We start from the raw sequence: 26,190 nt of genomic DNA, 5'->3' as shown, positions 1-26,190 counted from the left end.
TCAGCCCCGGTACAGCGACTCGATCTCGTCCGCGAAGTGCTTCGCCACCACACCGCGCTTCAGCTTCAGCGACGGCGTGATGTGGCCCGCGTCCTCCGTGAACTGGGCGTCCAGGACACGGAACTTGCGTACCGACTCCGCCTTCGAGACCGCCGCGTTGCCGTCGTCCACCGCCTGCTGGACCGCCGCCAGCAGATCCGGGTCGTCGTGCAGCGACGCCGCCGTCGAGCCCGCCGGTTTGCCGTGCTCCTTGGCCCAGCGCGCCAGGAACTCCTCGTCGATCGTCACCAGCGCGGCCACGAACGGACGCCCGTCGCCGACCACGATGCACTCGGCGATCAGCGCGTGCGCGCGGATGCGGTCCTCGATCACGGCGGGCGCCACGTTCTTGCCGCCCGCCGTCACCAGGATCTCCTTCTTGCGGCCGGTGATCGCGAGATACCCGTCCTCGTCGAGCGTGCCGATGTCGCCGGTGTGGAACCAGCCGTCGGCCAGCGCCTCCGCCGTCGCCGCCTCGTTTTTCCAGTAGCCCGTGAACACGTGCTCGCCGTGCAGCAGCACCTCGCCGTCGTCGGCGATACGGATCACCGAACCCGGCAGCGGCTGTCCCACCGTGCCGATCTTCTGCCGGTCCCACGGGTTGAACGCGGTCGCCGCGCACGTCTCCGTCAGGCCGTACCCCTCCAGCACCGTGAAGCCGATGCCGCGGAAGAAGTGACCGAGCCGTTCGCCCAGCGGGGCGCCGCCGGAGATGGCGTACTCGCCCCGGCCGCCGAGGACCGCGCGCAGCTTGCCGTACACGAGCACGTCGAAGACCTTGTGCCTGATCCTGAGCCCGAGGGACGGACCCCGCGCGCTGTCCGTCGCGCGGCTGTAGTCGATCGCCGTCCGCGCCGCGCGGTCGAAGATCTTCCCCTTGCCGTCCGCCTGGGCCTTGGCGCGCGCCGAGTTGTAGACCTTCTCGAAGACACGCGGCACCCCGAGGATCAGCGTCGGCCGGAACGTGGCCAGTTCCTCGGTCAGGTTCTTGATGTCCGGTACGCAGCCGAGTTTGATCGGCGCCATCACGGAGGCGACCTCGACCAGCCGCCCGAAGACGTGCGCGGCGGGCAGGAAGAGCAGGACGGAGCAGTCGCCCGTACGGAACAGCGGCTTCATGCGCTCCACCACGTTGCCGCACTCCGCGAAGAACGCGCGGTGCGTCAGCACGCAGCCTTTGGGCCGGCCGGTGGTGCCGGAGGTGTAGACGATCGTCGCCGGGTCGTCCGCCTTCGCGGTCGCGCTGCGCCGGTCGACCACCGCCTCGGGGACCTCCGCGCCGGCGGCGGTCAGCTCCGCCACACAGTCCTTGTCGATCTGCCAGACGTGCCGCAGCTCCGTCAGCCCGTCCGACACCGACCGTACGGCCGCCGCGTTCGCGTCGGACTCCACGATCACGGCCGCGGTGCCCGAGTCGCCGAGGACCCACTGCACCTGCTCGGCCGAACTCGTCTCGTACACCGGCACCGTGACGGCGCCCGCGCTCCAGATCGCGAAGTCGAACAGCACCCACTCGTAGCGGGTCCGCGACATCAGGGCGACCCGCTCGCCCGGGAGGATGCCGGACGCGATCAGCCCCTTGGCCACCGCCCGTACCTCGGCGAGGAACTGGGTGGCCGTGACGTCCGTCCAGACGCCGCCGGTCTTGCGGCTCAGGACCGCGACATCCGGATGCTGAGCGGCGTTGCGGCTGATGAGATCCGTCAGATTGCCGTCCGAGGGGACCTCGTACAGGGCCGGAAGGCTGAACTCGCGCAAGACTGCTGCTCCTCGTCGGGCGCCGGTCGCACGGCACTGTGCCGAACCGGCTGCGGTCCACATCGGGCAGGTGCTCTCGGGGGTGAGCACGATGGGACTGCCCGGACGTTACCCACCGGTACAGGGTTCCGGATAGAGGGTGCCGGCCAGATGTTCCCTGCGTCACACGTTATTTGACAGTCCTTCGCGCAGATTAGTCCACAGCTGTGCGGACGTGCGAGTAAGCGCAGGTCCGGACCCCTCTACTCAGCCCGAAGACGGCGATCTAGGGTGAGCGGCATGGGTGGTGGCGGGAACATCGGCAGGGACATCGACCAGAACAGTGACCGGAGCGGCGAGCGGGCCGGCGGGGGCGGCAGCACCCGTACCCGCGTCCATGTCGTCAGCGACGTGCACGGCAACGCCCGCGACCTCGCCAGGGCCGGTGACGGCGCCGACGCCCTGATCTGCCTCGGCGACCTCGTCCTCTTCCTCGACTACGCCGACCACTCGCGCGGCATCTTCCCCGACCTCTTCGGCGAGGAGAACGCCGACCGCATCGTGGAGCTGCGCACCGCCCTGCGCTTCGACGAGGCGCGTGACCTCGGCCGCGGCCTCTGGGCCGGTCTTGAGGCCGACCGCGAGACGGCCATCGAATCGGCGGTACGCCGCCAGTACGCCGAAATGTTCGCGGTCTTTCCCAACCCGACGTACGCCACCTACGGCAATGTCGACATCCCGGGCCTCTGGCCCGAGTACGCCGGACCTGGCACGACAGTCCTCGACGGCGAGCGCGTCGAGATCGGCGGGCGGGTCTTCGGCTTCGTCGGCGGCGGTCTGCGCACCCCGATGCGCACGCCCTACGAGATCTCCGACGAGGAGTACGCCGCCAAGGTCGAACGGCTCGGCGATGTCGACGTGCTCTGCTCCCACATCCCGCCCGACGTGCCGGAGTTGACGTACGACGTGGTCGCCCGCCGCTTCGAGCGCGGCAGCCGCGCGCTGCTCGACGCCCTGCGCAGGACGAGACCGAGGTACGCGCTCTTCGGCCATGTCCACCAGCCGCTCGCCTCCCGGATGCGCGTCGGCTCGACGGAGTGCGTGAACGTCGGACACTTCGCGTCCACCGGACGGCCCTGGGCCATGGAATGGTGACCGGCGCGCACGCGATAACCTGCACGCTGCACGGGCGGTACCGGTAAGCGTGACCGTCGCCCCGCACCACCGGGGAGACACCATCTGGAGGAGCACGTCGATGGCGGAACACACCAAGTCGAGCATCACGATCGAGGCGGCACCCGCCGACGTGATGGGCGTGATCGCCGACTTCGCCCGCTATCCCGAGTGGACCGGCGAGGTGAAGGAGGCCGAGGTGCTCGCCACCGACGCCGAGGGCCGCGCCGAACAGGTACGGCTGGTGCTCGACGCCGGCGCGATCAAGGACGACCACACCCTCGCGTACACCTGGACCGGCGGTGACGAGGTCAGCTGGACGCTGGTCAAGTCCCAGATGCTGCGCTCGCTCGACGGCTCGTACCACCTCGTCCCGACGGACGGCGGCGCGCGCACCGAGGTCACCTACCGGCTGACCGTCGACGTCAAGATCCCGATGCTCGGGATGATCAAGCGCAAGGCCGAGAAGGTCATCATCGACCGCGCACTCGCCGGTCTGAAGAAGCGCGTCGAGAGCGCCCCCGGAGGCACCGGGTCCGCCGAAGCGTTCGAGAAGCCCGGCGCCTGATGGCGGAGCGTACGGCCGGCACCGCGTCCGAGGCACGTACGACCAGGGCGACGCGCACGGTCCTGGTCACCGGCCCCGGAGGGGCGGGCCGTACCACCATCGCCGCGGCGACCGCCCTGGCAGCCGCCCGGCGCGGCGACCGCACGCTGCTGCTCTGCGCCGACCCGGCGGGCCCCGGCGCCGTCGTCGGCGCCCCGGCCGGCCTCGGGGTCGAACCGGCCGAGGTGACGCCCGGCCTCTGGGCCGCGTGCGTGGACCCCGCCGACTACTTCCGCACGGAATTCCTCGCGCTCCAGGACCGTGCCGCCACCGTGCTCGACATGCTCGGCGCACGCCGACTGGACGGCGAAGAGCTGACCGAGCTGCCCGGCAGCGAACAGTTCGCCCTGCTCCAGGCGCTGCGCCGGGCCTCGGCCGGCGACTGGGACGTGCTCGTCGTCGACCTGCCGCCGCTGCGCGACGCCCTGTCCGTGCTCGCCCTGCCCGAGCGGCTCCGCCGTCTGCTGGGCCGCCTCCTGCCGGTGGAACGGCAGGCCGCGCGTGCGCTGCGCCCGATCATGGCGCAGCTCGCCGGGGTGCCGATGCCCGCAGAGTGGCTGTACGGCGCCGCCGCCCGCAGGGACGAGGAACTGGCCGCCGTACAGACGCTGATCGGGGCCGGCACCACGACGGTGCGGCTCGTCGCGGAGCCGGGTCCTGCCGCCCGGGACGCGCTGCGCGTGGCCCGCGCCGGGCTCGGACTGTACGGGCTGCGCGTCGACGCCCTCGTGCCGAACAAGGTGCTGCCGACGGACTCGTCCGACGCCTGGCTCGCGACGCTCGCCGCCCAGCAGCAGAAGTGCCTGGACGAGTGGAGCGAGGAGTACGGCCCCGCGTGGCCGCTGCGCCCGGTCCGCCATCTCGGCCGGGACCCGCGCGGAGCCGCCGATCTCGCGGACCTCGCCGGTCTCGCGGACCTGGACACGGACCTGGACGCGGGCGTGGACGCGGGCGTGGGACAGGATCCCGCCGCGTACGGCGATCCGTGGTGGGTCGAGGACCGGCGCGAGGAGGACGGGCTGCTGGTCTGGTGCCTGCCCCTGCCCGGCGCCGTGAAGTCGGACGTCGGCCTGGTCCGGCGCGGCGACGAACTCCTGCTGACCGTAGGCCCGTTCCACCGTATGGTGCCGCTCAAAGCCGCTCTGCGCCGCTGCACCGTCTCGGGCGCCGCGCTCACGGACGGTGTCCTGAAGGTCCGGTTCACGCCGGAGCCTGGGCTCTGGCCGCGCACGCCCTGAACGTCCCCCCGGGGTTCAGGTACCGTCGAAGGTATACAGCCTCCGTTCCGTCCCGGACGAGGCACCTTGTCCCGATGCGGGAGAAACCCATGAGTGATGCCATCGAGCGTCCCGCCGCCGACCCGGACGCCTGGGCCACGGCCTGCGCCGAGGACCTCGCCGCCGAGAAGGCCCGACGTCGCGCCGTGCACGGTACGCCGCCCGGCTCGGCCTCCGAGGAGCTGCGCAAGTTCGTGGACGCGGTCGCCGACAAGGTGTCCTCGTTCCAGAGCCCGCTGCTCGGCATGGCCGCACAGGGCGCCGTCCAGCAGTTCATCAATCAGGCCAAGTCCGCCGTCGAGCCGGTCATCGGCCGTAATCCGGACCTTTTCGACCATCTCGCGGCGGCCGGAAACGAACTGCTTGCCGCCTACCGTTCCGCGGTCGAGGGCGACGAGCGCCGCTGGACCCGGGGACCGTCCGAGGCCCCCGACATCCGCCTGAACAAGGCGGACGAAAAGGCCAACGACCCCTCGGATCCCCGTGACGAGGGCCCTGCTCCGGGTACCCACATCGACCTGGACTGACCAGCCCGACGCCCGCCCTCGGGTACGGTTGGGCCCAGCGGGGCTCGACCGAAAACTGAGGGACACATGGGACTCACCATCGGCGTCGACATCGGCGGCACCAAGATCGCGGCGGGCGTGGTCGACGAAGAGGGCACGATTCTCGATACGCATCAGGTGCCAACCCCGCCGACCGCCGAAGGCATCGTCGACGCGATCTGCGCGGCGGTGTCCGGGGCCGGCAAGGGACACGACATCGAGGCCGTCGGCATCGGCGCCGCCGGTTACGTGGACGACAAGCGCGCCACCGTTCTGTTCGCGCCGAACATCGACTGGCGTCACGAACCGCTCAAGGACAAGGTCGAGCAGCGGGTCGGTATGCAGGTCGTGGTGGAGAACGACGCGAACGCGGCGGCCTGGGGCGAGTACAAGTTCGGGGCCGGACAGGGCCACGACGACGTCATCTGCATCACGCTCGGCACCGGGCTGGGCGGCGGCATCATCATCGGCAACAAACTGCGCCGGGGACGCTTCGGTGTGGCGGCGGAATTCGGCCATATCCGGGTCGTGCCCGACGGGTTGCTCTGCGGCTGCGGCAGCCAGGGCTGCTGGGAGCAGTACGCGTCGGGGCGCGCCCTCGTCAGATACGCGAAGCAACGCGCCAACGCCACCCCCGAGAACGCGGAGATACTGCTGCGTCTCGGCGACGGCACACCCGACGGCATCGAGGGCAAGCATGTCAGCGCCGCCGCCCGCGAGGGCGACCCGGTGGCCGTCGACTCCTTCCGGGAGCTGGCCCGTTGGGCCGGCGCGGGCCTGGCAGATCTGGCCTCGCTCTTCGACCCGTCGGCTTTCATCGTCGGCGGTGGCGTGTCGGACGAGGGCGAACTGGTCCTCGACCCGATCCGCAAGTCCTTCCGCCGCTGGCTGATCGGCGGGCAGTGGCGCCCGCACGCGCAGGTCCTCGCGGCCCAACTGGGCGGCAAGGCCGGGCTGGTGGGGGCCGCGGACCTGGCCCGCCAGGGTTGAGCCGTACGGCCCGCACGGTCGCTCTCAGGCACCGGACGGGCCAAGTGCGCTGTTCTCGGGCGCCGGACGGGCTCGACAAGCCCGTCCGGCGCCCGAGAACGACCCGGCGGGCGCGCGGACCCCGTTGTCCGGCCCCGATTTCGCGGCCCCGGTATCCGGCTGCCGCCCTCCCCGTCGCGCCCCGCAGGACGGCGGCGGGCGTTGGCCTATCGTGGTCCGGTGACCATTCCGGTGAGTGGACAGGGTGGACCCGTCCCCATGATTTCGCTGCCCGACTCCCGTACCGAGCCCGACGGTTCGGCCGTGATCCGTGTGCTCAGCTACAACGTCCGCTCCATGCGCGACGACTGCGAGGCGCTGGCCCGGGTGATCCGCGCCTGCGAGCCCGATCTGGTCTTCGTCCAGGAGGCGCCGCGCTTCTTCCGCTGGCGCAAGCGCGCCGCGTGGCTGGCGGCCCGGACGGATCTCGTCGTCCTCAGCGGCGGCGGTACGGCCGCGGGACCTCTGCTGCTGTGCTCGCTGCGCGCCACGGTGGAGCGTACGGAGGACGTACTGCTGCCGCTCACGCCGGGGCTGCACCGGCGCGGCTTCGCCACGGCCGTCGTACGGATCGGTGGCGCCCGTATCGGCCTGCTCAGCTGCCATCTGAGCCTCCAGGCGGACGAACGCCTCGCCCAGGCCGGGATGCTGCTCGACCGCGTCGGGGCGATGGACGTGCCGCACGCGGTGGTGGCCGGCGACCTCAACGACCGGCCCCAGGGGCGTTCGTTCCGGCGGATCGCCAAGGAGCTCCAGGACTGCTGGGCGGTCAAGCCCTGGGGGAGCGAGTACACCTCGACCCCCGCCGATCCGCGTCAGCGTATCGACGCGGTCTTCGCGACCGAGGGCGTCGAAGTGCTGGGCTGCGGAGTGCCGTTGGGGCTGCCGGGCATCGCGAAGAGCGACCTGCGGGCGGCTACGGATCACCTTCCGGTGCTGGCCGCCCTGCGCGTGCCCGCGTCCTGAACGCGGCCTCCGGGCAAGGGCCCTGACCTTGTCTCAGGTCCGACGGGGCGTCAGGCTGCCACCCTTCAGGGCTCCTTGTTCAGACGACCGCGCCGCGGCCCGGATCGTCGTCCTCCTCGTCGTCCTGCTGCATCCGCGCCACCAGTGTGACGAAACCGCCCAGGAAGCCGCCGATACAGACCGTCGTCAGCCACCAGGTCATCTCCCACTGCAACAGCACCGCGAGGAGCATGAGCACCGGGCCGCCGATCACCGCGAGCCAGGCGAACTTGGCCGTGACGTCGGCCTCCGGCAGCGGCGGCGGCTCCGGCGGTACGAAATGGCCCTCGTCGCTGTCGTCGAGGTCGTCCTCGCCGGGCTCCGCCACCGAGTAGTCACGCGGCCCGCCGCCGGCGACGCCGGGTGCGAAGACGATCGAGCCGCCGAGCGAGGGCTTGTCCGGCTTGTCGAACTTGCTCGGTTTGACCGGATCTCCGGTCTCGGTGTCCGGCCGGCGCTCGGGCGTGGGCGCCACGGCGGATTCGGCGTCGGCGGTGCCCGGACCGGTGCCCGCCCCAGCCTCCGGCCCCGCCTCCGACCGGTTCACCGGCCCGAGGTCCGCCTTCGTGGTCCCGGACCCCTTGTCCTTGGGCGGCGCCGGCTCGGAGCTGTTCCGGTCGCTCTCCAGCAACGCCAGGTCCTCGACCGACTTGAAGGGCTTGGCACCCGGCGGATCGGCCGGCTCCTCGCCGTAACCCGCGACGATCGCCGCCCACGCGGCGTCCTCGTCGATCGGCTGCGGCTCACGGTCCGCGTCATGCTCAGCCACCGGTTGTGCTCCCCTTCTTCCCGACGTTCGGAGCGAGTCGGCCGACGAACGCGTGACTCTCCTCGAAAATCCGCTCCGCATCGTGGTCCAACGTCGCCACGTGGTAGCTCTGTTCCAGAATGACTTCACGGATGTCCGTCGACGAGACCCGGCCGAGGATCCTGGCCGAGTCGGCCGGGGGCACGACATGGTCCTGGGGGCTGCGCATCAGCAGCAGCGGCTGGGTGACCTGGGGAAGCTCACGGTCCACCAGCCGGAAGAAGTTCCGCAGGGAGTGCGCGGAGTGCAGCGGCACCCGGTCGTAACCGATCTCCTCGCTGCCGGGCAGCGCGATGTCGCTGCGCAGCCCCTTTGTCGTCCGGACGAGGTGCCGGGCGACCGGCAGGGCGTACGCCGAAAGGCCGTGCACCTTGTTCCCCGGGTTGACGACCGCGACGCCGGTGACGGCGTGCCCGTGCTTGGCGGCGAGGCGCAGCGCCAGCGTCCCGCCCATGGAGAGACCGAAGACGAAGACCTGCTCGCACCGCTCGGCGATCTCCCGCAGCGCGCGGTCCACCGCCGCGTACCAGTCCTGCCAGCCGGTGATCTGCATGTCCTCCCAGCGCGTGCCGTGCCCGGGGAGCAGCGGCAGCGACACCGTGAGATCCCGGGCGGCCAGATACTCGGCCCAGGGGCGCAGCGACTGCGGGGAACCGGTGAATCCATGGCAGAGGAGGACGCCGACAGCTCCGCCCTCGTGGCGGTACGGCTCGGCTCCAGGAAGGACCGGCACAGGGTCTCCTGTTCGTCAGTCTCGAAGTGGTACTTCACCGTACGCGACCGGACCGACACCGACCAGAGCCGTCGGCGCCCCGGGACGGAACCACCGCGTCCCCCGCGGGTTAAGGTGCGTCGACAGCACACAGGAGGCACCCGAGTTGATCTACCGCGCGATGAAGTTCTCCATCGGAGGGCCGCTCAAGCTTGCGTTCAGACCTTGGGTGGAGGGCATCGAGCACATCCCCGATGACGGGCCCGCGATCCTCGCCAGCAACCATCTCTCGTTCTCCGACTCCTTCTTCCTTCCCGCGGTCCTGAGCCGGAAGGTGACCTTCATCGCCAAGGCGGAGTACTTCACATCGCCGGGCGTGAAGGGCCGGCTCACGGCCGCGTTCTTCAAGGGCGTCGGTCAGCTCCCGGTGGACCGCTCCGGCGCGCGCGGCGCGGGCGAGGCGGCCATCAAGAGCGGCATAGCGGTTCTGCGGAGCGGTGAGCTCTTCGGTATCTACCCCGAGGGCACCAGGTCGCCCGACGGACGGCTCTACCGGGGCAAGCCGGGCGGCCTGGCGCGCGTGGCGCTCGCCTCCGGCGCGCCCGTGATCCCGGTCGCCATGATCGACACGGAGAAGATCCAGCCGCCGGGCACGGTGATGCCGAAGCTGATGCGGCCGGGGATCAGGATCGGGCGACCGCTGGACTTCAGCCGGTATCAAGGCATGGAGAACGACCGTTTCATCCTGCGTTCGCTGACCGACGAAGTCATGTACGAGATCATGAAGCTGTCCGGTCAGGAGTACGTCGACATCTACGCGACGGCCGCCAAGCGCAGGATCGCCGAAGAGGCGAAGGCGGCGAAGGCGGCGAAACCGCTCAAGCCGGGGAAGACGGAGCAGCCGGGGTAGGCGGGACGGACGGGACCGGGGGGTTGGGGGAGTACATGGCCGGACGCGAACGGGTCGTACGGATGTCGGTCGAGCAGCCGCTGTGGCGCGCGCTCACCGCGTACCGCCTGCTGACCATGGTCTACGCCGTCCTGATCGCCGCCTTCGCGCGCGACAAGTTCGAGCGCCCCTGGCTCGCCGCCGGGTACCTCGCCCTCCTCGTCGTGTGGACGGTCGCCACGCTGCCCAAGGTGGCCAACGCCGTCAGCTGCACCAAGCGCTTCCTCGGCGTCGACCTCACCATCGCGCTCACCGGCGTCCTGCTCACCTCGGTCGTCGACGTGCAGGCCCGGCAGGAGGACGGCCCCACCCTGCCGAGCATATGGACCGCCGGCGCCGTCCTCGCGTTCGCCGTCAAGGGCGGCTGGCGCTGGGCGGCCTTCGCCTCCTCGCTGGTCGCCGTCGCCAACCTGGTCGGGCGCGGCAACCCCAGCCGGGACACCCTGCACAACGTGCTGCTCGTCTGGGTCGCGTCCATCGCGATCGGCTACATCGTCGAGGTTGCCCGCGCCTCCGAACGCACCCTGGCGCGCGCCCTGGAGATCGAGGCGGCGACCCGCGAACGCGAGCGGCTGGCGCGCGACATCCACGACAGCGTGCTCCAGGTCCTGGCCATGGTGCAGCGGCGCGGCACCGCGCTCGGGGGCGAGGCGGCGGAGCTGGGCCGGATGGCCGGGGAACAGGAGGTCGCCCTGCGCACCCTGGTCTCCAGCGGCCTCGTGCCCCCGACGCGCGCCTCCGAGGACGCCTCGCTGGGCGCGGTGGTGCGTCACATCGACGACGCGGAGTACGTCGCGGAGGGGCGGGGACCCGGGGACGACGGCGGCCCCGACGGGGCCGAGTTGTGGGATCTGCGTACGCTGCTGGCGCCGTTCTCGGGCTCGGCGGTGACACTCGCCGAGCCGGGTGCTCCCGTCCTGCTCCGGCCCGCGGCGGCCAGGGAACTGGCCGCGGCCGTCAACGCCGCCCTGGACAATGTCCGTCAGCACGCGGGTGACGGCGCGCGGTCCTGGATCCTGGTCGAGGACTCGCCGGACGAGGTGGTCGTGACCGTCAGGGACGACGGCCCGGGTATCCCGGAGGGCCGTCTCGCCCAGGCGGAGGGGGAGGGGCGTCTCGGTGTCGCGCTCTCGATCCGGGGGCGGCTGCGGGAGTTGGGCGGTACGGCCGAGCTGATCTCGGTTCCCGGCCAGGGCACGGAAGTCGAGTTGAAGGTTCCACGGGGGAAGGCGGAGCGATGAGCGAGCAGACGGAGAAGAACGAGCGCGGCGAGGGCGCCGGGGGCGCGGACGGCGCCGTGGCAGGACCGACGCGCGTGATGGTGGTCGACGACCACCCCATGTGGCGCGACGCCGTCGCCCGCGACCTCACCGAGGCCGGCTTCGACGTGGTGGCGACGGCCGGCGACGGTCCCCAGGCGGTGCGCCGCGCGACGGCCACCACCCCCGACGTGATCGTCCTCGACCTCAACCTGCCCGGCATGCCCGGTGTCCAGGTCTGCAAGGAACTGGTCGGCTCCCAGCCCGGCCTGCGGGTCCTGGTCCTCTCGGCGAGCGGCGAGCACGCCGACGTACTCGAAGCGGTGAAGTCCGGCGCCACCGGCTATCTGCTGAAGTCGGCCAGCACGGCCGAGCTGACGGACGCCGTACGGCGCACCGCCGTCGGCGACCCGGTCTTCACCCCCGGACTCGCCGGACTGGTCCTCGGCGAGTACCGCAGGCTCGCCTCGGAGCCCGCGCCCGCCGCGTCCGACGAGCCCAAGGCACCCCAGCTGACCGACCGCGAGACCGAGGTGCTGCGCCTGGTCGCCAAGGGGCTCTCGTACAAGCAGATCGCCGAGCGCCTGGTCATCTCGCACCGCACGGTGCAGAACCACGTACAGAACACCCTCGGCAAGCTCCAGTTGCACAACCGCGTGGAGCTGGTGCGGTACGCGATCGAGCGCGGCCTCGACGACGTGTGACGCGCCGCCGGCGCGCCGTGCGCACCACCGCCGATCGGCAACCGCCCCTCACCGCCCTCTGGTGTTACGGAAATGACCCTGCGCACCATGCCGGGGTGACCTGTGTCACTCAGGCGTGGCTCAGGTGCGTCACCGACGGCGAAGGGAAGTGTTTCCATGCGGGTCGGAGTATTGACCGGGGGCGGCGACTGCCCAGGGCTCAACGCGGTCATTCGAGGCATCGTACGCAAAGGCGTCCAGGAGTACGGGTACGAGTTCACCGGCTTCCGGGACGGCTGGCGCGGACCGCTGGAAGGCGACACCGTACGGCTCGACATCCCCACCGTGCGGGGCATCCTGCCCCGCGGTGGCACCATCCTCGGATCCTCGCGCACCAATCCGCTCAAGGCGGCCGACGGCATCCGCCGGATCAAGGAGAACCTCGCGGACGGCGGGGTCGACGCGCTCATCGTGATCGGCGGCGAGGACACCCTGGGCGTGGCGGCCCAGCTCTCCGACCAACACGGCGTGCCCTGTGTCGGCGTGCCCAAGACCATTGACAACGACCTCTCGGCCACCGACTACACCTTCGGATTCGACACGGCGGTCGGCATCGCGACGGAGGCCATCGACCGCCTCCACACCACCGCCGAGTCGCACATGCGCGTCCTCGTCTGCGAGGTGATGGGGCGGCACGCGGGCTGGATTGCCCTGCACTCGGGTCTCGCGGGCGGCGCGAACGTCATCCTCATCCCGGAACAGCGCTTCGACATCGACCAGGTCTGCGCCTGGGTGACTTCCCGTTTCAAGGCCTCCTACGCGCCCATAGTGGTCATCGCCGAGGGCGCGATGCCCAAGGACGGCGAGGTGATTCTCAAGGACGGGACGTTGGACTCCTTCGGCCATGTCCGGCTGTCGGGTGTCGGCGAGTGGCTCGCCAAGGAGATCGAGAAGCGCACCGGCAAGGAGGCGCGGACCACGGTCCTCGGGCATGTGCAGCGCGGTGGTACGCCCAGCGCGTTCGACCGGTGGCTGGCCACGCGTTTCGGGCTGCACGCGATCGAGGCCGTGAGGGACGGCGACTTCGGCAAGATGGTCGCCCTGCGTGGCACGGACATCGTGCGCGTCCCGATCTCGGAGGCGATAGCGGAACTCAAGACGGTCCAGCCGGAGCTCTACAAAGAAGTCGGCGTCTTCTTCGGCTGACCGGTCACCGATCACCGGCCATGGCCGTACGCACGCGCGGTGGCGTACGTACGGCCAGCCGCCGGCCGGCCGGTCAGCGCAGGCGCTCCGCCCCGCTGCCGCGCATCGCGCCGGCGAGGAGATCACCGACGATCTCCGGCCCGCGCAGCGTCAGCACGGACTCCGGATGGAACTGGACCCCGGCGAAGCCCGGTCCGCGCAGCGCGTGCACCTCCCCCGCGCCGTCCCTGCTCACCTCGATGCCGCGCGCCGCCAGCGCCGCCGCCCGCTCGTCGTCGCAGCGCGCGGTGAAGCTGTTGTAGAAGCCGACGGTCTCCGTCCGGCCGAAGAGGTCGATCCGGGTCTGCGCGCCCTGGTACGGCAGCCGCTTGCGCGCCGTCCCGAGCCCCAGCTCCGCCGCGATCAGCTCGTTGCCGAGGCAGACACCCAGCAGCCCGTGCGGGTGCTCGCGCAGCAGCGCGGCGGTCAGCGCGCGCAGCGTACGCATCCGGGACCCGGCGGCGTCCGACGGATCTCCCGGCCCCGGGCCGAGCACCACGGGTCCCCGGTGCGCGAGCGCCGCCTCCGTACCGGAGCCTGGTTCGTCGTACCGCCGTACGGTCACCTCCAGACCGGCCGACCGCAGCAGGTGCGCGAGCATCGACGTGAAGGTGTCCTCGCTGTCGACGACCAGCGCGTGCCCCGTCAGCGACGCCGAGCGCTCCCGCATCTTCAGCCAGAACGGCGCCAGTTGCGCGCGCCGCGAGTCCAGCGCCGCCCGTACGCGCGGGTCGTCCGCGAGCGCCTTCCGTACGGAGGAGCCGTCCGGCCGCCCCGGGTGCACGCCCAGCGCCGTCAGCACCCCCGCCGCCTTGGCATGGGTCTCGGCGACCTCGCCGGCCGGGTCGGAGTGCCGTACGAGCGTGGCCCCGACCGGCACGCGCAGCCCGCCGTCGGCGCCGATGTCGGCCGTCCGGATCAGGATCGGCGAGTCGAGGGTCTGCGCCCCGCCCGCGTCCCTCCCCACGAGGGCCAGCGCGCCCGCGTAGTAGCCGCGCCCCGTCCCGTCCCGCCCCAGCGGCTCGTACCGCGCGATGACGCGGCAGGCGTTCTGCACCGGCGATCCCGTGACGGTCGCGGCGAACATCGTCTCCCGCAGGACATCACGCACATCGAGCGAGGACCGCCCGCGCAACTCGTACTCCGTGTGCGCGAGATGAGCCATCTCCTTGAGCCGGGGGCCGATCACCACCCCGCCCATGTCACCCACGGTGCACATCATCTTGAGTTCCTCGTCGACGACCATGGACAGCTCGTCCGTCTCCTTGCGGTCGCCGAGGAAGTCGAGCAGCGCCTCGGTGGTCGGCCCCTCCGGCGGATAGCGGAACGTCCCGCTGATGGGATTCATCACGACGGTGCCGCCGCTCATCCGCACATGCACCTCGGGGCTGGCCCCGACCAGGGTCCGGCCGCCCTTGTCCCCGGTGTGCACCACATACGTCCAGTACGCGCCGCGTTCACCGGCCAGCAGCCGCCGGAAGAGCGCGAGCGCGTCGGCGCGCCCGAAGCCGGGGATCCGGCCCTCGAAGGTCCGCCTGATGACGAAGTTGGCGCCCTCGCCACGCCCGATCTCGTCCTCGACGACACGCCGGACGACGTCCGCGTACCGCTCGTCGTCCACGTCGAAGGCACCGTCCTCGACCTGGACGTGGTGCGCGGGCAGGTGCGCGAGAACCTCCGCGAGCGGCAGCTCGTACGTTTCGTCGGCGACCAGCACCGCCAGCGGGGTGCCGTCGTCGTGCGCGTCGAAACCGCGCTCCCGGATCTGCCGGAACGGCACCAGGGCGAGCGAGGGGCGCTCGTCCTCCGCCGGGATGTCGGCCAGCCGCGCCACCTCGCGCACCTCGCCGATGAGCAGCTCCACGGTGTCGTGGTCCCGCCCCGGCGTACGGCGGCGCAGCAGGGCGAAGGGCGGGCAGCCGTCGCCGGTGAGCCGGGCCAGGAGCGCGCGGGTGTCCGTGCCGGTGCTGTCCGCACCGGTGCTCTCTGTACGGATGGCGTCAACGCGAGTGATGTCCATACGGGTGGGGTTCCTTCCGGAGAAGAGGAACGGCCCCGATTCCCGGTCCGTGCCGGCCGACGGGCCGGGAAACACGGAAGGCCGCCCCTCGGGCGGCCTTGCGATTCGGTGTCGAGCGCGTGAATCAGCGGACCGCCGGATGTGCGGTCCACCACCAAGCCTGGTTCAGCTGCGCCAACATGTCGCGGAGCATAACCGACATCCCCCGCGGGTGAAACGGACGCGGAGAGACGTCTCAACCACTGAGAGAGGACATGGACGGCCTCCGGGACCCCGTAATGTTGTCCGCGTGACCGTGAACGCTGACACCCGAGCACCCGCCGTGCAGGCGACCTGGCGAGACCTCCCCGCGGCGCAGCAGCCCGAGTATCCCGATGCCGAGGCTCTGCGCGCTGCCGTCGCGGAGCTCGAAAGCTATCCGCCGCTCGTCTTCGCGGGCGAATGCGACCAGCTGCGCGCCAGGATGGGAGCCGTCGCCAAGGGCGAGGCGTTCCTGCTCCAGGGCGGCGACTGCGCGGAGGCCTTCGACGGCGTGTCCGCCGAGCAGATCCGCAGCAAGCTCAAGACCCTGCTCCAGATGGGCGCGGTCCTCACCTACGCGGCTGCCGTGCCGGTCGTGAAGGTGGGCAGGATCGCCGGCCAGTACTCGAAGCCGCGCTCCAAGCCCACCGAGACGCGCGACGGCGTGACGCTGCCCACCTACCGCGGCGACTCCGTCAACGGCTTCGCCTTCACCGAAGAGGCCCGCGTCCCGGACCCCGAGCGCCTGAAGCGGATGTACCACGCGTCCGCCGCGACGCTCAACCTGGTGCGTGCCTTCACGACCGGTGGCTACGCGGACCTGCGCCAGGTGCACGCCTGGAACCAGGACTTCGTGAAGTCGTCCCCGTCCGGCCAGCGTTACGAGCGGCTCGCCCGCGAGATCGACAACGCGCTGAACTTCATGAAGGCGGCGGGCACCGACCCGGCCGAGTTCCGTACGGTCGAGTTCTTCTCCTCGCACGAGGCGCTGCTCCTCGACTACGAGTCGGCGCTGGCCCGCGTGGACTCACGCACCGGCAAGCTGTACGACGTCTCGGGCCACATGGTCTGGATCGGCGAGCGCACCCGTCAACTGGACGGCGCGCACATCGAGTTCGCCTCGCGGATCGCCAACCCGATCGGCATCAAGCTCGGCCCGACGACGACCGTGGACGACGCGCTCAGCTACATCGACCGGCTCGACCCCGAGCGCGAGCCCGGCCGGCTGACCTTCGTGGTCCGGATGGGCGCCGACAAGGTCAGGGACAAGCTCCCCGAGCTGGTCGAGAAGGTCACCGCGTCCGGCGCGACCGTGGCCTGGGTGACCGACCCGATGCACGGCAACACCTTCGAGGCGGCGTCCGGCCACAAGACCCGCCGGTTCGACGACGTGCTGGATGAGGTCAAGGGCTTCTTCGAGGTCCACAAGGCCCTCGGCACGCACCCGGGCGGCATCCATGTCGAGCTGACCGGCGAGGACGTCACCGAATGTGTGGGCGGCGGCGACGAGATCTTCGTCGACGACCTTCACCAGCGGTACGAGACGGCCTGCGACCCCCGGCTCAACCGCAGCCAGTCGCTCGATCTGGCCTTCCTGGTCGCGGAGATGTACCGGGCGCAGTAGGACCTGACGGCAGCCGCGGCGGACACGCGGAGACATACGGGGAGTGGGGCGCGGATCGCGATGTGATCCGCGCCCCACCCATGCAGGGGGGTCTGTCGCGCACGCCGGGCGGCGGGTAAGGTTAGGTTTGCCTCACCGTTCAGACGGGGACGGCGCCAGCCAACGACCCCGCCGGGAGGTGAACCGCGTGTACATCTGCTCCTGCTTCGCCATCACCGAGCAGCAGGTACGGGAACACGCGGAGGCGGGCGCGTGCACCCCCCGCCAGATCGCGTCGGCCTCCAAGGCCGGCACCGACTGCGGGTCGTGCGTACGAAGCATCCAGTCGCTCCTCGGGCGCGGCGGCTGCCCCCGTCGTGAGCTGCTGGGGACGGCCGCGGAGCCCGCGATCGTGGAGACGGCGGTCTCCCAGCCGGTGCGGCCGGTGCTCGCGCAGTCGGGTGCCGTACAGGCTGTGGCCACCTCGGCCGGCCTGGAAGCCGCCTGACGGGCGGCTGCGCCGTCAGCTGTCCGGCTGCTCGATCAACTGGGCGATGTAGAGCGGCTCGCCGAGCTTCTCGACCAGATCGAGCTGGGTCTCCAGATAGTCGATGTGGTGCTCCTCGTCCTTGAGGATCGACTCGAAGATCTTCGCGGACGTGATGTCGGACTTGGCCCGCATGAGCTCGATCCCGCGCCGCAGCCGGTCGATCGCCTCGATCTCGATCTGCCGGTCGAGACTGAACATCTCGGTGACCGTCTGGCCGACCCGTACATGGAAAAGCCGCTGATAATTCGGCAGGCCCTCCAGGAAGAGAATCCGGTCGGTCAGAACCTCCGCGTGCCTCATTTCGTCGAACGACTCGGACCGGGTGTACTTCGCGAGCTTCGTCCAACCGAAGTTCTCCTGCATTTTCGCGTGCAGGAAGTACTGGTTGATCGCGGTCAATTCGGCGGTCAGCTGCTCATTCAGGAACTCGATGACCTCGGGGTCGCCCTGCATCGCAGAGACTCCTTCCGCACGGGGAGTGGCAGTTCGCGCATCCTTGCACCACGCATGAAAAGCGTCCAGTAAGTCCATCCTTAGTAGTAGTTGCCCGAATCGGTCGGTACCTGGTCATGACCACCCTTCGCGGTCTGTCACCATGGAAGGCATGGGTCAGCCGGAAAGCCGGGAAGAGCGGGAGTCCGCGCAGTCCGGGCTTCCGCCGGGGCAGCGGCTCCAGCGCGGCTGGCCGGTCACCCATTACGGGCCCGTGCCCAAGTTCAAGCCGGAGCGCTGGGAGTTCCGGGTCTTCGGCGCCACGGCCGACGGTGACAAGCACTGCTGGAATCACGAGGAGTTTTCGGCCCTGCCGTTCTCCACGGTTGTCGCCGATCTGCATTGCGTCACAAAATTCAGCATGCTCGGGGCCGAATGGGGCGGTGTACTCGCCCGCACGATCCTGGAACTGGCGCCGCCCGCGCCCACCGTGACCCATGTGATGGTCTGGGCCGAGTACGGCTACAGCGCCAATATCCGGCTCGCCGACTTCGCGTCGGAGCGGACCGTCTTCGCCACCCACAAAGGCGGCGAACTCCTCACCGCCGAGCACGGATTTCCGCTGCGGCTCGTCGTCCCGCATCTCTACGCGTGGAAGGGCCCGAAATGGGTCCGGGGCGTGGAGTACATGACCGCCGACCGCCGCGGTTTCTGGGAGGAGCGCGGTTACCACAACATCGGCGACCCCTGGTCCGAGCAGCGCTACTCCTACCAGGAAGTCCCCGGAGACGGCCCCGAGATCTAAGGGCTGTCCCGTAATCCCCGGCGGGCGCACGACGACAGCTACGGCACCTCGCCGCGTTGTCGGATCGCCCGAATACGCCCAGTATGAGGGCGACCCTCCGCCTTGCGATGCACCGCATCTGACGCCGCGCGCTGATCCACCGGGGATTACGGGACAGCCCTTAGGACAGGACCCGGGGCCTTACCCGTGCTCGCGCAGCTTCTTGAGCAGGGCCACGTCCGCCGCGTGGCCCTCCTTGCCGCCGGGGGTCTCGATCACCAGCGGAACGCCCTCGGTCGCCGGATGCGAGAACAGCGCCCGGAACGGCTCCTCGCCGATATGGCCCGCGCCGACGTTCACATGGCGGTCCTTGAGGGCGCCGCAGACGTCCTTGGAGTCGTTGGCGTGGATCAGCCGCAGGCGCCCGGGACCCACCGTCTCCACGAGCTCGTCCAGCGTCCGGCGTGTCCCGCCGGGCGCGGCCAGATCGTGGCCCGCGGCGAAGATGTGGCACGTGTCGAGGCAGACACCGAGCTTGGGGTGCGAGTCCAGCGCGGCGAAGTACGGACCGAAGTCCCCGGCCAGCGAACAGAGCGAGGAGCCCTGCCCCGCGGTCGACTCCAGCAGCAGATACGGGTCGTCGTCGTGCGTCAACTCGTCGAGAAGCGGCAGCAGCAGCTCCCGTACCTGCGCCAGCGCCACCTCGCGCGTCCGCCCGCCGGTCGCCGATCCGGTGTGCACGACGACGCCCGGCGCGCCGATCTCCCGGCCCCGGCGAAGGCTGTGCCGCAGTGACTCCACGGACCTCTCGGCCGTCTCAGGCGTGTGGGAGCCGAAGTTGATCAGGTAGGGCGCGTGGATGTACGCGGACAGCCCCTCGGCCGCGCACTCCGCGCGGAACCGTTCGTCCTGCGCGGGATTCCCGCGCGGTGTCGCCCAGCCCCGCGGGTTGGCGACGAAGACCTGGACGGTCTCGGCGCCGATGTCACGTGCCCAGGCCAGCCCCACGCGGGCGAGACCGCCCGCCACCGGAACATGGCCGCCTACGGGATTGCGCGGGCGGTCGGGGAGCGTCAAGCCTCAGATTCCCTTGGTCGTGATGGTGATGGTGCTGCCCTCGGGGGCCTCTTCGCCGCCGTCGACGGACTGCTTCTCCACGGTGTCGTCCAGGAACGGGAAGCTCCGGTCGACCTTCACCTCGAAGCCCGCCTCCGACAGCTCCGTCTTCGCGGCGTCTATCGACTTCCCGGTGACGTCCGGGACGGCGATCATCCGCGGGCCCTTGGAGATGGTCAGCGTGACCCTGTCGCCGCGGGCGAGCTTGGTGCCCTCCTTCGCGGACTGCCTGGCCACCGACCCGGCGTCCTCGGGGGAGTTGACCCGCTCGGCCGCGATCCTCACGTCGAGTCCCGCGTCCTCCAGCGAGGCGGTCGCCTCCTCCTCGGACTGACCGGTCACGTCGGGCATGTGGACCGGGCTGCCCTTGCTGACGACCAGCGCGACACCCGCGTCGGGCCGCAGCTCCGTACCCGCCTTCGGCTGGGTGCGGATGATGTCGCCCTGATCGGTCTGCTGGTCGAAGGAGCGGGTGACGACGCCGGGCGCAAGCCCGGCCTTCCTGAGGGCGTCCTTGGCGTCGGCCAGCGACTTGCCGGCCAGATCCGGGACCCGCACGATCTCCGGGCCGCGTGAGATGACGAGGGTCACCGACCCGTTGCCCCGTATCCGCGACCGCGGCTCGGGGTCGGTGCGCATGACCGTGCCGCGCTCGAACGTCCCGCTGAAGTCCTGTTCCACCTTCGCGTCCAGACCGGCGTCGGCGAGACGCTTCTTCGCGACCTCCTCGGTCTGTCCGAGGACGGAGGGGACACGGGTGAACTGCCCGGAGTTGATGTACCAGACCCCGACGCCCACACCGAGCACCAGCAGCGCGGCCACCACGATGGCGACGACGCCCCTGGGGGGTCCGGACGCGCCCCGGCGGCGCGCGGGAGGCCGTCGCGCCGGGGCGGGCGGTCCAGGCGGCGGCAGTGTGAGCCGGCTGGTGCGGCGGACCTGGTCGTCTCCCGAGGAGGCGGCCGGGCCGGGCGTACCGGATTCGTCGGCCGACACCGGGGAGCGGACAAGGCGCGGAATCACGCTCGTACGGTCGTCGGAGCCGTCCCCGAGGCCATCACCCGCACCGGTGGCCGGCGTGGCTCCGGAGGGGGCGTAGGAAGCCTGGGAGGCGTCCCGTGAGCGCCCGGCCCCGCCGTCGACGCTGTCGTGGCTGTCCTGGGACGGCTCCGAAGCGGCGCCCACCCTTGTGCCGCCCGTGCGGCCCTTGCCGCCTTTGGCTGCCTTGCCGGCCTTCGTGCCGGTGGAGGCCGACGTGGTCGTGGACGTCGTCGCCTGCGGCGGCATCGCGTCCAGCTGCGCGTCGTCGAGCGCGGCGCGTGTCTCCCGGGTCATCGCGAGGAGCGCCACCGCGTCCTCGGGGCGGATCTCAGGATTGCGGGCGGTGGCCGCCGCGACCAGCTCGTCCAGCTCGATCGCCATTCCGGGCACGGCGGCGGACGGCGCGGGCACGTCCTCGTTCAGATGGAGATAGAGCACCTGCGCGGGGGTGTCCCCGCCGTGCGGCTTGGCGCCGGTCAGCATCTCGTGCAGGACGACACCGCACGCGTACACGTCGACCCGGGTGTCGGAGGTGCCGTACTCGATCTGCTCAGGAGCGAGATAGGAGACCGTGCCGAGGATCGTGCCGCTGGTGTTGGTGACCGAGCCGACGGCCCGTACGAGACCGAAGTCGGCGACCTTCACCCGGCCGTCGTCCCCTATCAGGACGTTCTCCGGCTTGATGTCCCGGTGGATGAAGCCGGCCCGGTGCGCGGCGCCCAGCGCGGCCAGCATCGGCTCCAGGATGTCGAGGGCGGCACGCGGCTGGAGGGCGCCGCGCTCGCGCAGGACGTCGCGCAGCGTGCAGCCCTCCACATACTCCATCGCCAGATACACGTACGCGCCCTCGGCGCCCTGGTCGAAGACCCCCACCACGTTCGGGTGCGCCAGCCGCGCCACGGACTTGGCCTCGCGGATGAAGCGCTCCACGAAGACCGAGTCGGTCGCCAGGGCGGGGTGCATCACCTTCAGAGCCAGGACCCGGTCGAGCCGGGTGTCGACAGCGCGGTAGACCGTGGCCATGCCGCCGACGGCGATGCGCGCGTCGACGCGGTAACGGCCGTCGAGCACCTGCCCGACAAGAGGGTCCTTGAGCGTCGTATCCACCCGGCCGATTCTACGAGCCGCCACCGACACTCCCGCAGCCCCGGGTGAGGCCGGACGCGCCAATGGAGCCGTCTTGTGACAGCGCGCACACCACTTCGCGGCAATCGGCCGACACCCTTCCGGCCGCCGTCCCCCAGGGCCCCCTCCGGCCCTCCCGGAACGGGGGTCAGAAGGCCGGCCGCTCCGGGTCCAGTACCGCCAGCCCCTCCTTGGGAGACGAGGCGTCCGCGAAGTGCCTGCGCGGGATGCGCCCCGCGCGGTGGGCCAGCCGGCCCGCCTCGACCGCGTGCCGCATCGCCTCGGCCATCAGCACGGGCTCCTGGGCGCGCGTGACCGCCGACGCCAGCATGACCGCCGCGCATCCCAGCTCCATGGCGAGCGCCGCGTCGGAGGCCGTGCCCGCCCCCGCGTCCAGGATGACCGGCACGCGCGCGTGGCCGGTGATCAGCTCGAAGTTGTGCGGGTTACGGATGCCCAGACCCGATCCGATCGGTGACCCGAGCGGCATGATCGCCGCGCAGCCCACGTCCTCCAGCTTCCTCGCGAGCACCGGATCGTCGTTCGTGTACGGCAGGACGGTGAAACCGTCGTCCACCAACGTCTCGGCGGCGTCGAGCAGTTCGATCGGGTCGGGCAGCAGCGTCCGCTCGTCGGCGACCACTTCGAGCTTGATCCAGTCGGTACCCAGCGCCTCACGTGCCAGCCGCGCGGTGAGGACCGCCTCGCCCGCGGTGAAGCAGCCCGCCGTGTTCGGGAGCACCCGGATGCCGAGCCGGTCGAGTACCGACAGGACGGAGCCCTGCACGGTCGGGTCGAGCCTGCGCATGGCGACGGTGGTGAGCTCGGTGCCGGAGGCGGTCAGGGACCTTTCCAGTACGTCGAGGCTGGGCGCGCCGCCCGTCCCCATGATGAGCCGGGAGTTGAGTGCGGTGCCGCCGATGACGAGCCTGTCGTCGGACATCTGGTTCAGCCTCCCTGGACAGCGGTGAGGACTTCGACGCGGTCGCCGTCGGACAGGGCGGTGGCCGACCAGCGTCCGCGCGGGACGACGGTCTCGTTCAGCGCGGCGGCGACGCCGGACGGGGCGGGGGTGAGGGTCGCGACGAGGACGTCGAGGGTGACGGGGCCGGTGAGGACGCGGGTCTCCCCGTTCACCGAGACGGTCACGGAGGAGTCCGCGGGCGGGTTCGTGGGAGGGTTCGCGTGCGGATCGACGGGCGGATTCACGGTGTCTGTCATGCGTGCTGCTCCTGACCTGCGGAGACGGCGGGGGAGAGACCCGGCGCCTGGCCGGGCGCGAACGTGGGCGAGAAGCGGTCCGGTGTGAAGGGCCGTGCGTCGTCGGGGAGTTCACCCGTCGTGAGCACAGTGGCCATCACCTGGCCGGTGACTGGTGTCAGGAGCACCCCGTTGCGGTGGTGCCCGGTGGCCAGATGCAGGCCGGGCAGCGCGGTCGGGCCGAGCAGCGGGGCGTTGTCCGGCGATGTCGGCCGCAGCCCCGCGCGGGTCTCGGTGAGCGGCAGTTCGGTGATGCCGGGGAGCAGTTCATGGGCGTCGCGCAGGAGTTCGTACACCCCGCCCGCCGTCACCGTCGTGTCCCAGCCGAGTTCCTCGCTCGTGGCGCCGACGACCAGCTCGCCGTTCTCGCGCGGCACCAGATAGACATGGCTGCCGCGGACCTCGGCCCGCAGTGTCCGGGAGAGGAACGGCGCGTACGGGCGCGGCACCGTCAGCCGCAGGACCTGGCCCTTGACGGGCCGTACCGGCGGCAGGACGTCGTCCGGCACCCCGGCGAGCCGCCCGCTGAGACTGCCGCCGGCGATGACCACCTGCCCGGCGCCGAGTTCGGTACCGCCGCCGACGGTGACTCCGGCGGCCCGGTCCCGGACGACCCGCAGCCTCTCGGCCCACGCCCGGTGGAAGACCACCCCGGCCCGCTCGCAGGCTGTCACGAGGGCCGCCGCGAGCCTGCGCGGGTCGATCTGGTGGTCGCCGTCGGCCCGCAGCCCGCCGCGTACGCCCGGGGCGAGCATCGGCTCCAGCCGCCGGCACTCGCGACCGGTGAGCCATTCGGACTCCAGGCCCGACCTCCTTTGGAGGGCGTGGAGTTCACGCAGCCGCGCCCGGTCGTCGGCGTCGAGAGCGACCGCGAGCGTGCCGCAGGCGCGGTAGCCGGTGTCCTGCCCGGTGGCCGACTCCAGCTCGGCGACGAAGTCCGGATAGAGCCGCGCGGAGGCGATGTTCAGCCCCAGCAGGGTCTGCTCGCCGTGGTCGAGTTCGCTGACGGGGGCGAGCATCCCGGCGGCGACCCGCGCGGCCCCGCCGCCGGGCTCGGGATCGACGACGGTGACGCCGAGCCCGCGCTGCGCCGCGCGCCAGGCGGTGACGAGGCCGATGACGCCGCCCCCGACGACCAGGACGTCGGTGTGCCGGGGACCTTGGCCGGCCGGCGGGTCCGGAGACCTGCCCGGAGAGGTCTCCGGACCGGATTGCTCCAACGGAACGTGAGATGAGCGCATGGGCGTCCAGCTCCTCCCTTCGCCGGCATGACCCGGATCAGGTTCGTACGGTCGGAGGCCGCGTCAGCCTCCCTCTCAGCCCGGTGCGTACGGGCTCCCGCGAGGTGTGAAGTCTCTTGTTCGCTACTGCCGACAGATGCTTCCGGGTCAGCGTAACCCCCGCTCCCCGCGCCCTGTAAGGGCGTCGTCGTCCCGGCCCGATCCAAAAGCCAGACCCTAAGGTGATCAGGTGAACGAGCAGCGGAAGCAGGCGGACCGGCGGCGCACCGTCATCGTCGGCGCGGGCATGGCGGGCGTACAGACCGCCGTCGCCCTGCGTGAACTGGGGTACGGCGGCCCCGTCACCCTCATCGGGGCCGAGCCCCACCAGCCCTACGACAGGCCCCCACTCTCGAAGGCCGTCCTCCTTGGGACGGCGGAGAGTTCGGCCTTCGACGTGGACTTCGACGCGCTCTCCCTGGAGCTGCGGCTGGGACTGGAAGTGACCGGCGTGCGCCCCGACGACCACGAGGTGGACACGGCGGCGGGGCCGGTCCCGTACGACGTACTGGTCCTCGCCACCGGCGCCGGACCGATCACCCTCCCCGGCACCGAGGAAACGCCCGGTGTCCATCTGCTGCACACCCTGGACGACGCCGCGCGGCTGCGCCCCGTCCTGGACCGCCGGAACCACGTCGTCGTGGTCGGCGCGGGCTGGATCGGCGCCGAGTTCACCACCGCCGCCCGGGAGGCCGACTGCGCGGTGACCGTCGTCGAGGCCGCGGACCGTCCGCTCGCGGGCGCCCTGCCGGCCGAGGTCGCCACTCCGATGGGGGACTGGTACGCGCAGAGCGGCGCGGAACTCCTCACCCACGCGCGCGTGACGGGCGTCGGGCCCGGCACGGTGGCCCTCGCCGACGGCCGCGAGCTGGCGGCGGACGCGGTCGTCGTGGGCATCGGTGCCAGACCCGCCACGGCCTGGCTGGCGGGCTCCGGCATCGCGACCGGCCCCGAGGGCGCCGTCACGGCCGACGACCGGCTGCGCACGTCACGGGCCGACGTGTACGCGGTCGGGGACTGCGCCTCGTTCCCCTCGGCCCGCTACGGCGAGCGGCTGCTGGTGCACCACTGGGACAACGCGCTCCAGGGGCCGCGCACGGTCGCGGCGGACATCGTGGGGGAGGCTCACGAGCCGTACGACCCCGTGCCGTACTTCTGGTCCGAGCAGTTCGGCCGCTTCGTGCAGTACGCGGGCCATCACGCGCGGGCCGACACGCTGCTGTGGCGCGGCGACCCGGCGACCGCCGCCTGGTCGGTCCTGTGGCTGCGCGAGGGGGCGCTGGTGTCGCTGATGACCGTTGGCCGGCCGCGTGATCTGGCGCAGGGCCGCAAGCTCGTCGCGTCGGGCGCGCGGATCGACACGCGGCGGGCCGCAGACCCGGCCGTACCGCTCAAATCGACGGTTCTCTGACCCAGCCCGACCTCGCCCGACACCGCCCGGCGACCCGTTCGCCGTCCCGCTCGGCTTCCGACTGTCAGTCCGGGATGGCAGGCTTGTCCTGTGACTGAGATTGACGCAAAGATCGATGCTCTCGTCCCTGCCTGGCTTCACCTGCCCGATATCGCCGAAATGCTGGATATCGAGGTGACGCGTGTGCGTCAGCTGGTGAAGGAAGGCACGCTGATCGCCGTGCGCCGCGGGGAGAACCGCGCGCTCCAGGTGCCGGCCGCCTTCATCGACGGCAACAAGGTCGTCAAGGGCCTCGCCGGGACCTTGACGCTCCTGAGGGACGACAGCTTCACCGACGAAGAGATGCTTGAGTGGCTCTTCACTCCCGACCCGTCCCTGCCGGGCACGCCCGCGCAGGCCCTCAGCGAGAATCGCGGTACGGAGGTGAAGCGCCGCGCTCAGGCGCTCGCCGTCTGACGACACCACCACCGGCCGTGCGC

Annotated in this window: 25 protein-coding genes and 1 riboswitch; of the genes, 15 read left to right on the top strand and 10 right to left on the bottom strand. The window is 71.3% G+C overall.

Annotated elements, in window-relative coordinates:
• Nucleotides 1-1,797: an AMP-dependent synthetase/ligase gene (locus tag ACFWV8_RS32530; protein WP_384212434.1), complete on the bottom strand. Its 1,797-nt coding sequence runs from the start codon at nucleotides 1,795-1,797 to the stop codon at nucleotides 1-3.
• A gap of 279 nt (nucleotides 1,798-2,076) precedes the next feature.
• Here ACFWV8_RS32530 and ACFWV8_RS32525 point away from each other — a divergent pair, with 279 nt between their 5' ends.
• The 6 genes from ACFWV8_RS32525 to ACFWV8_RS32500 all read left to right on the top strand — a co-directional run bounded on the left by ACFWV8_RS32525 (nucleotide 2,077) and on the right by ACFWV8_RS32500 (nucleotide 7,373).
• Entirely contained in the window at nucleotides 2,077-2,931 is an 855-nt protein-coding gene (locus ACFWV8_RS32525; RefSeq protein WP_384212431.1) for a metallophosphoesterase, read from the top strand.
• 100 nt (nucleotides 2,932-3,031) lie between these two features.
• On the top strand, nucleotides 3,032-3,517 hold the full coding sequence (locus tag ACFWV8_RS32520; protein ID WP_384212429.1) for an SRPBCC family protein: 486 nt from the start codon (nucleotides 3,032-3,034) through the stop codon (nucleotides 3,515-3,517).
• Nucleotides 3,517-4,794 (top strand): ArsA family ATPase, encoded by a 1,278-nt coding sequence (locus tag ACFWV8_RS32515; protein WP_384212426.1) that lies wholly within the window; start codon nucleotides 3,517-3,519, stop codon nucleotides 4,792-4,794. Before ACFWV8_RS32520 ends, ACFWV8_RS32515 begins: the two co-directional genes overlap by 1 nt.
• 89 nt (nucleotides 4,795-4,883) lie before the next feature.
• Nucleotides 4,884-5,360 (top strand): DUF5304 domain-containing protein, encoded by a 477-nt coding sequence (locus tag ACFWV8_RS32510; RefSeq protein WP_384212423.1) that lies wholly within the window; start codon nucleotides 4,884-4,886, stop codon nucleotides 5,358-5,360.
• Between the two features lie 66 nt (nucleotides 5,361-5,426).
• Nucleotides 5,427-6,368, top strand: a complete 942-nt coding sequence (locus ACFWV8_RS32505; RefSeq protein WP_329388802.1) for an ROK family glucokinase — start codon at nucleotides 5,427-5,429, stop codon at nucleotides 6,366-6,368.
• A gap of 258 nt (nucleotides 6,369-6,626) precedes the next feature.
• The gene (locus ACFWV8_RS32500) at nucleotides 6,627-7,373 is read left to right on the top strand and encodes an endonuclease/exonuclease/phosphatase family protein (RefSeq protein WP_384212417.1); all 747 of its coding nucleotides are present in this window, start codon (nucleotides 6,627-6,629) and stop codon (nucleotides 7,371-7,373) included.
• A 79-nt stretch (nucleotides 7,374-7,452) separates the two neighbouring features.
• On the opposite strand, the gene ACFWV8_RS32495 is transcribed toward ACFWV8_RS32500, so the two are convergent.
• Together ACFWV8_RS32495 and ACFWV8_RS32490 are read right to left on the bottom strand one after the other, a co-directional pair.
• On the bottom strand, nucleotides 7,453-8,181 hold the full coding sequence (locus ACFWV8_RS32495; protein ID WP_384212412.1) for a hypothetical protein: 729 nt from the start codon (nucleotides 8,179-8,181) through the stop codon (nucleotides 7,453-7,455).
• Nucleotides 8,174-8,953: an alpha/beta hydrolase gene (locus tag ACFWV8_RS32490; protein WP_384212408.1), complete on the bottom strand. Its 780-nt coding sequence runs from the start codon at nucleotides 8,951-8,953 to the stop codon at nucleotides 8,174-8,176. Before ACFWV8_RS32490 ends, ACFWV8_RS32495 begins: the two co-directional genes overlap by 8 nt.
• Before the next feature lie 145 nt (nucleotides 8,954-9,098).
• Between ACFWV8_RS32490 and ACFWV8_RS32485 the strand changes: the two genes are divergently transcribed.
• The 4 genes from ACFWV8_RS32485 (at nucleotide 9,099) to ACFWV8_RS32470 (ending at nucleotide 13,029) form a co-directional block, all read left to right on the top strand.
• The gene (locus ACFWV8_RS32485; protein ID WP_384212401.1) at nucleotides 9,099-9,842 is read left to right on the top strand and encodes a lysophospholipid acyltransferase family protein; all 744 of its coding nucleotides are present in this window, start codon (nucleotides 9,099-9,101) and stop codon (nucleotides 9,840-9,842) included.
• A gap of 35 nt (nucleotides 9,843-9,877) precedes the next feature.
• The gene (gene macS / locus ACFWV8_RS32480; protein WP_384212396.1) at nucleotides 9,878-11,122 is read left to right on the top strand and encodes a MacS family sensor histidine kinase; all 1,245 of its coding nucleotides are present in this window, start codon (nucleotides 9,878-9,880) and stop codon (nucleotides 11,120-11,122) included.
• 77 nt (nucleotides 11,123-11,199) lie between these two features.
• Complete coding sequence (locus ACFWV8_RS32475; protein WP_329392483.1) at nucleotides 11,200-11,844, top strand: response regulator transcription factor; 645 nt, start codon at nucleotides 11,200-11,202, stop codon at nucleotides 11,842-11,844.
• Nucleotides 11,845-12,000: 156 nt separating this feature from the next.
• On the top strand, nucleotides 12,001-13,029 hold the full coding sequence (locus tag ACFWV8_RS32470; protein WP_384212391.1) for a 6-phosphofructokinase: 1,029 nt from the start codon (nucleotides 12,001-12,003) through the stop codon (nucleotides 13,027-13,029).
• Nucleotides 13,030-13,102: 73 nt separating this feature from the next.
• Here ACFWV8_RS32470 and ACFWV8_RS32465 read toward each other — a convergent pair whose 3' ends face one another.
• Nucleotides 13,103-15,088, bottom strand: coding sequence for an anthranilate synthase family protein (locus tag ACFWV8_RS32465; RefSeq protein ID WP_384212383.1), 1,986 nt, complete (start codon nucleotides 15,086-15,088; stop codon nucleotides 13,103-13,105).
• A gap of 289 nt (nucleotides 15,089-15,377) precedes the next feature.
• On the opposite strand from ACFWV8_RS32465, the gene ACFWV8_RS32460 reads away from it, so the two are divergent.
• On the top strand, nucleotides 15,378-16,733 hold the full coding sequence (locus ACFWV8_RS32460) for a class II 3-deoxy-7-phosphoheptulonate synthase (RefSeq protein WP_384212375.1): 1,356 nt from the start codon (nucleotides 15,378-15,380) through the stop codon (nucleotides 16,731-16,733).
• Nucleotides 16,734-16,920: 187 nt separating this feature from the next.
• Complete coding sequence (locus ACFWV8_RS32455) at nucleotides 16,921-17,220, top strand: bacterioferritin-associated ferredoxin (RefSeq protein ID WP_384212368.1); 300 nt, start codon at nucleotides 16,921-16,923, stop codon at nucleotides 17,218-17,220.
• A 15-nt stretch (nucleotides 17,221-17,235) separates the two neighbouring features.
• On the opposite strand, the gene bfr is transcribed toward ACFWV8_RS32455, so the two are convergent.
• Entirely contained in the window at nucleotides 17,236-17,715 is a 480-nt protein-coding gene (gene bfr / locus ACFWV8_RS32450; protein WP_384212365.1) for a bacterioferritin, read from the bottom strand.
• Between the two features lie 151 nt (nucleotides 17,716-17,866).
• Between bfr and ACFWV8_RS32445 the strand changes: the two genes are divergently transcribed.
• Complete coding sequence (locus ACFWV8_RS32445) at nucleotides 17,867-18,499, top strand: sulfite oxidase-like oxidoreductase (protein ID WP_384212362.1); 633 nt, start codon at nucleotides 17,867-17,869, stop codon at nucleotides 18,497-18,499.
• Nucleotides 18,500-18,679: 180 nt separating this feature from the next.
• On the opposite strand, the gene ACFWV8_RS32440 is transcribed toward ACFWV8_RS32445, so the two are convergent.
• The 5 genes from ACFWV8_RS32440 to thiO form a co-directional block, all read right to left on the bottom strand.
• Nucleotides 18,680-19,555 (bottom strand): deoxyribonuclease IV, encoded by an 876-nt coding sequence (locus ACFWV8_RS32440; RefSeq protein ID WP_384212359.1) that lies wholly within the window; start codon nucleotides 19,553-19,555, stop codon nucleotides 18,680-18,682.
• Nucleotides 19,556-19,558: 3 nt separating this feature from the next.
• Nucleotides 19,559-21,742, bottom strand: a complete 2,184-nt coding sequence (locus ACFWV8_RS32435) for a PASTA domain-containing protein (protein ID WP_384212356.1) — start codon at nucleotides 21,740-21,742, stop codon at nucleotides 19,559-19,561.
• 166 nt (nucleotides 21,743-21,908) lie between these two features.
• Nucleotides 21,909-22,703 carry a thiazole synthase gene (locus ACFWV8_RS32430; RefSeq protein ID WP_384212353.1) on the bottom strand — a complete coding sequence of 265 codons (795 nt, stop codon included), beginning with the start codon at nucleotides 22,701-22,703 and terminating at the stop codon, nucleotides 21,909-21,911.
• A 5-nt stretch (nucleotides 22,704-22,708) separates the two neighbouring features.
• Entirely contained in the window at nucleotides 22,709-22,909 is a 201-nt protein-coding gene (thiS, locus tag ACFWV8_RS32425; RefSeq protein ID WP_384212463.1) for a sulfur carrier protein ThiS, read from the bottom strand.
• 68 nt (nucleotides 22,910-22,977) lie between these two features.
• Complete coding sequence (gene thiO, locus ACFWV8_RS32420; protein ID WP_384212350.1) at nucleotides 22,978-24,261, bottom strand: glycine oxidase ThiO; 1,284 nt, start codon at nucleotides 24,259-24,261, stop codon at nucleotides 22,978-22,980.
• Nucleotides 24,258-24,372, bottom strand: a riboswitch (TPP riboswitch). Its footprint overlaps the gene before it by 4 nt.
• Nucleotides 24,373-24,547: 175 nt before the next feature.
• Between thiO and ACFWV8_RS32415 the strand changes: the two genes are divergently transcribed.
• On the top strand, nucleotides 24,548-25,711 hold the full coding sequence (locus tag ACFWV8_RS32415) for an NAD(P)/FAD-dependent oxidoreductase (RefSeq protein ID WP_384212461.1): 1,164 nt from the start codon (nucleotides 24,548-24,550) through the stop codon (nucleotides 25,709-25,711).
• Between the two features lie 90 nt (nucleotides 25,712-25,801).
• Complete coding sequence (locus tag ACFWV8_RS32410) at nucleotides 25,802-26,167, top strand: Rv2175c family DNA-binding protein (protein WP_031231907.1); 366 nt, start codon at nucleotides 25,802-25,804, stop codon at nucleotides 26,165-26,167.
• Nucleotides 26,168-26,190: the final 23 nt, after the last annotated feature.

Source organism: Streptomyces sp. NPDC058665 (assembly GCF_042714995.1).
GTDB lineage: Bacteria > Actinomycetota > Actinomycetes > Streptomycetales > Streptomycetaceae > Streptomyces.
The sequence above is the reverse complement of the archived record's forward strand: the minus strand, read 5'-3'. Positions and strand labels throughout refer to the sequence as shown.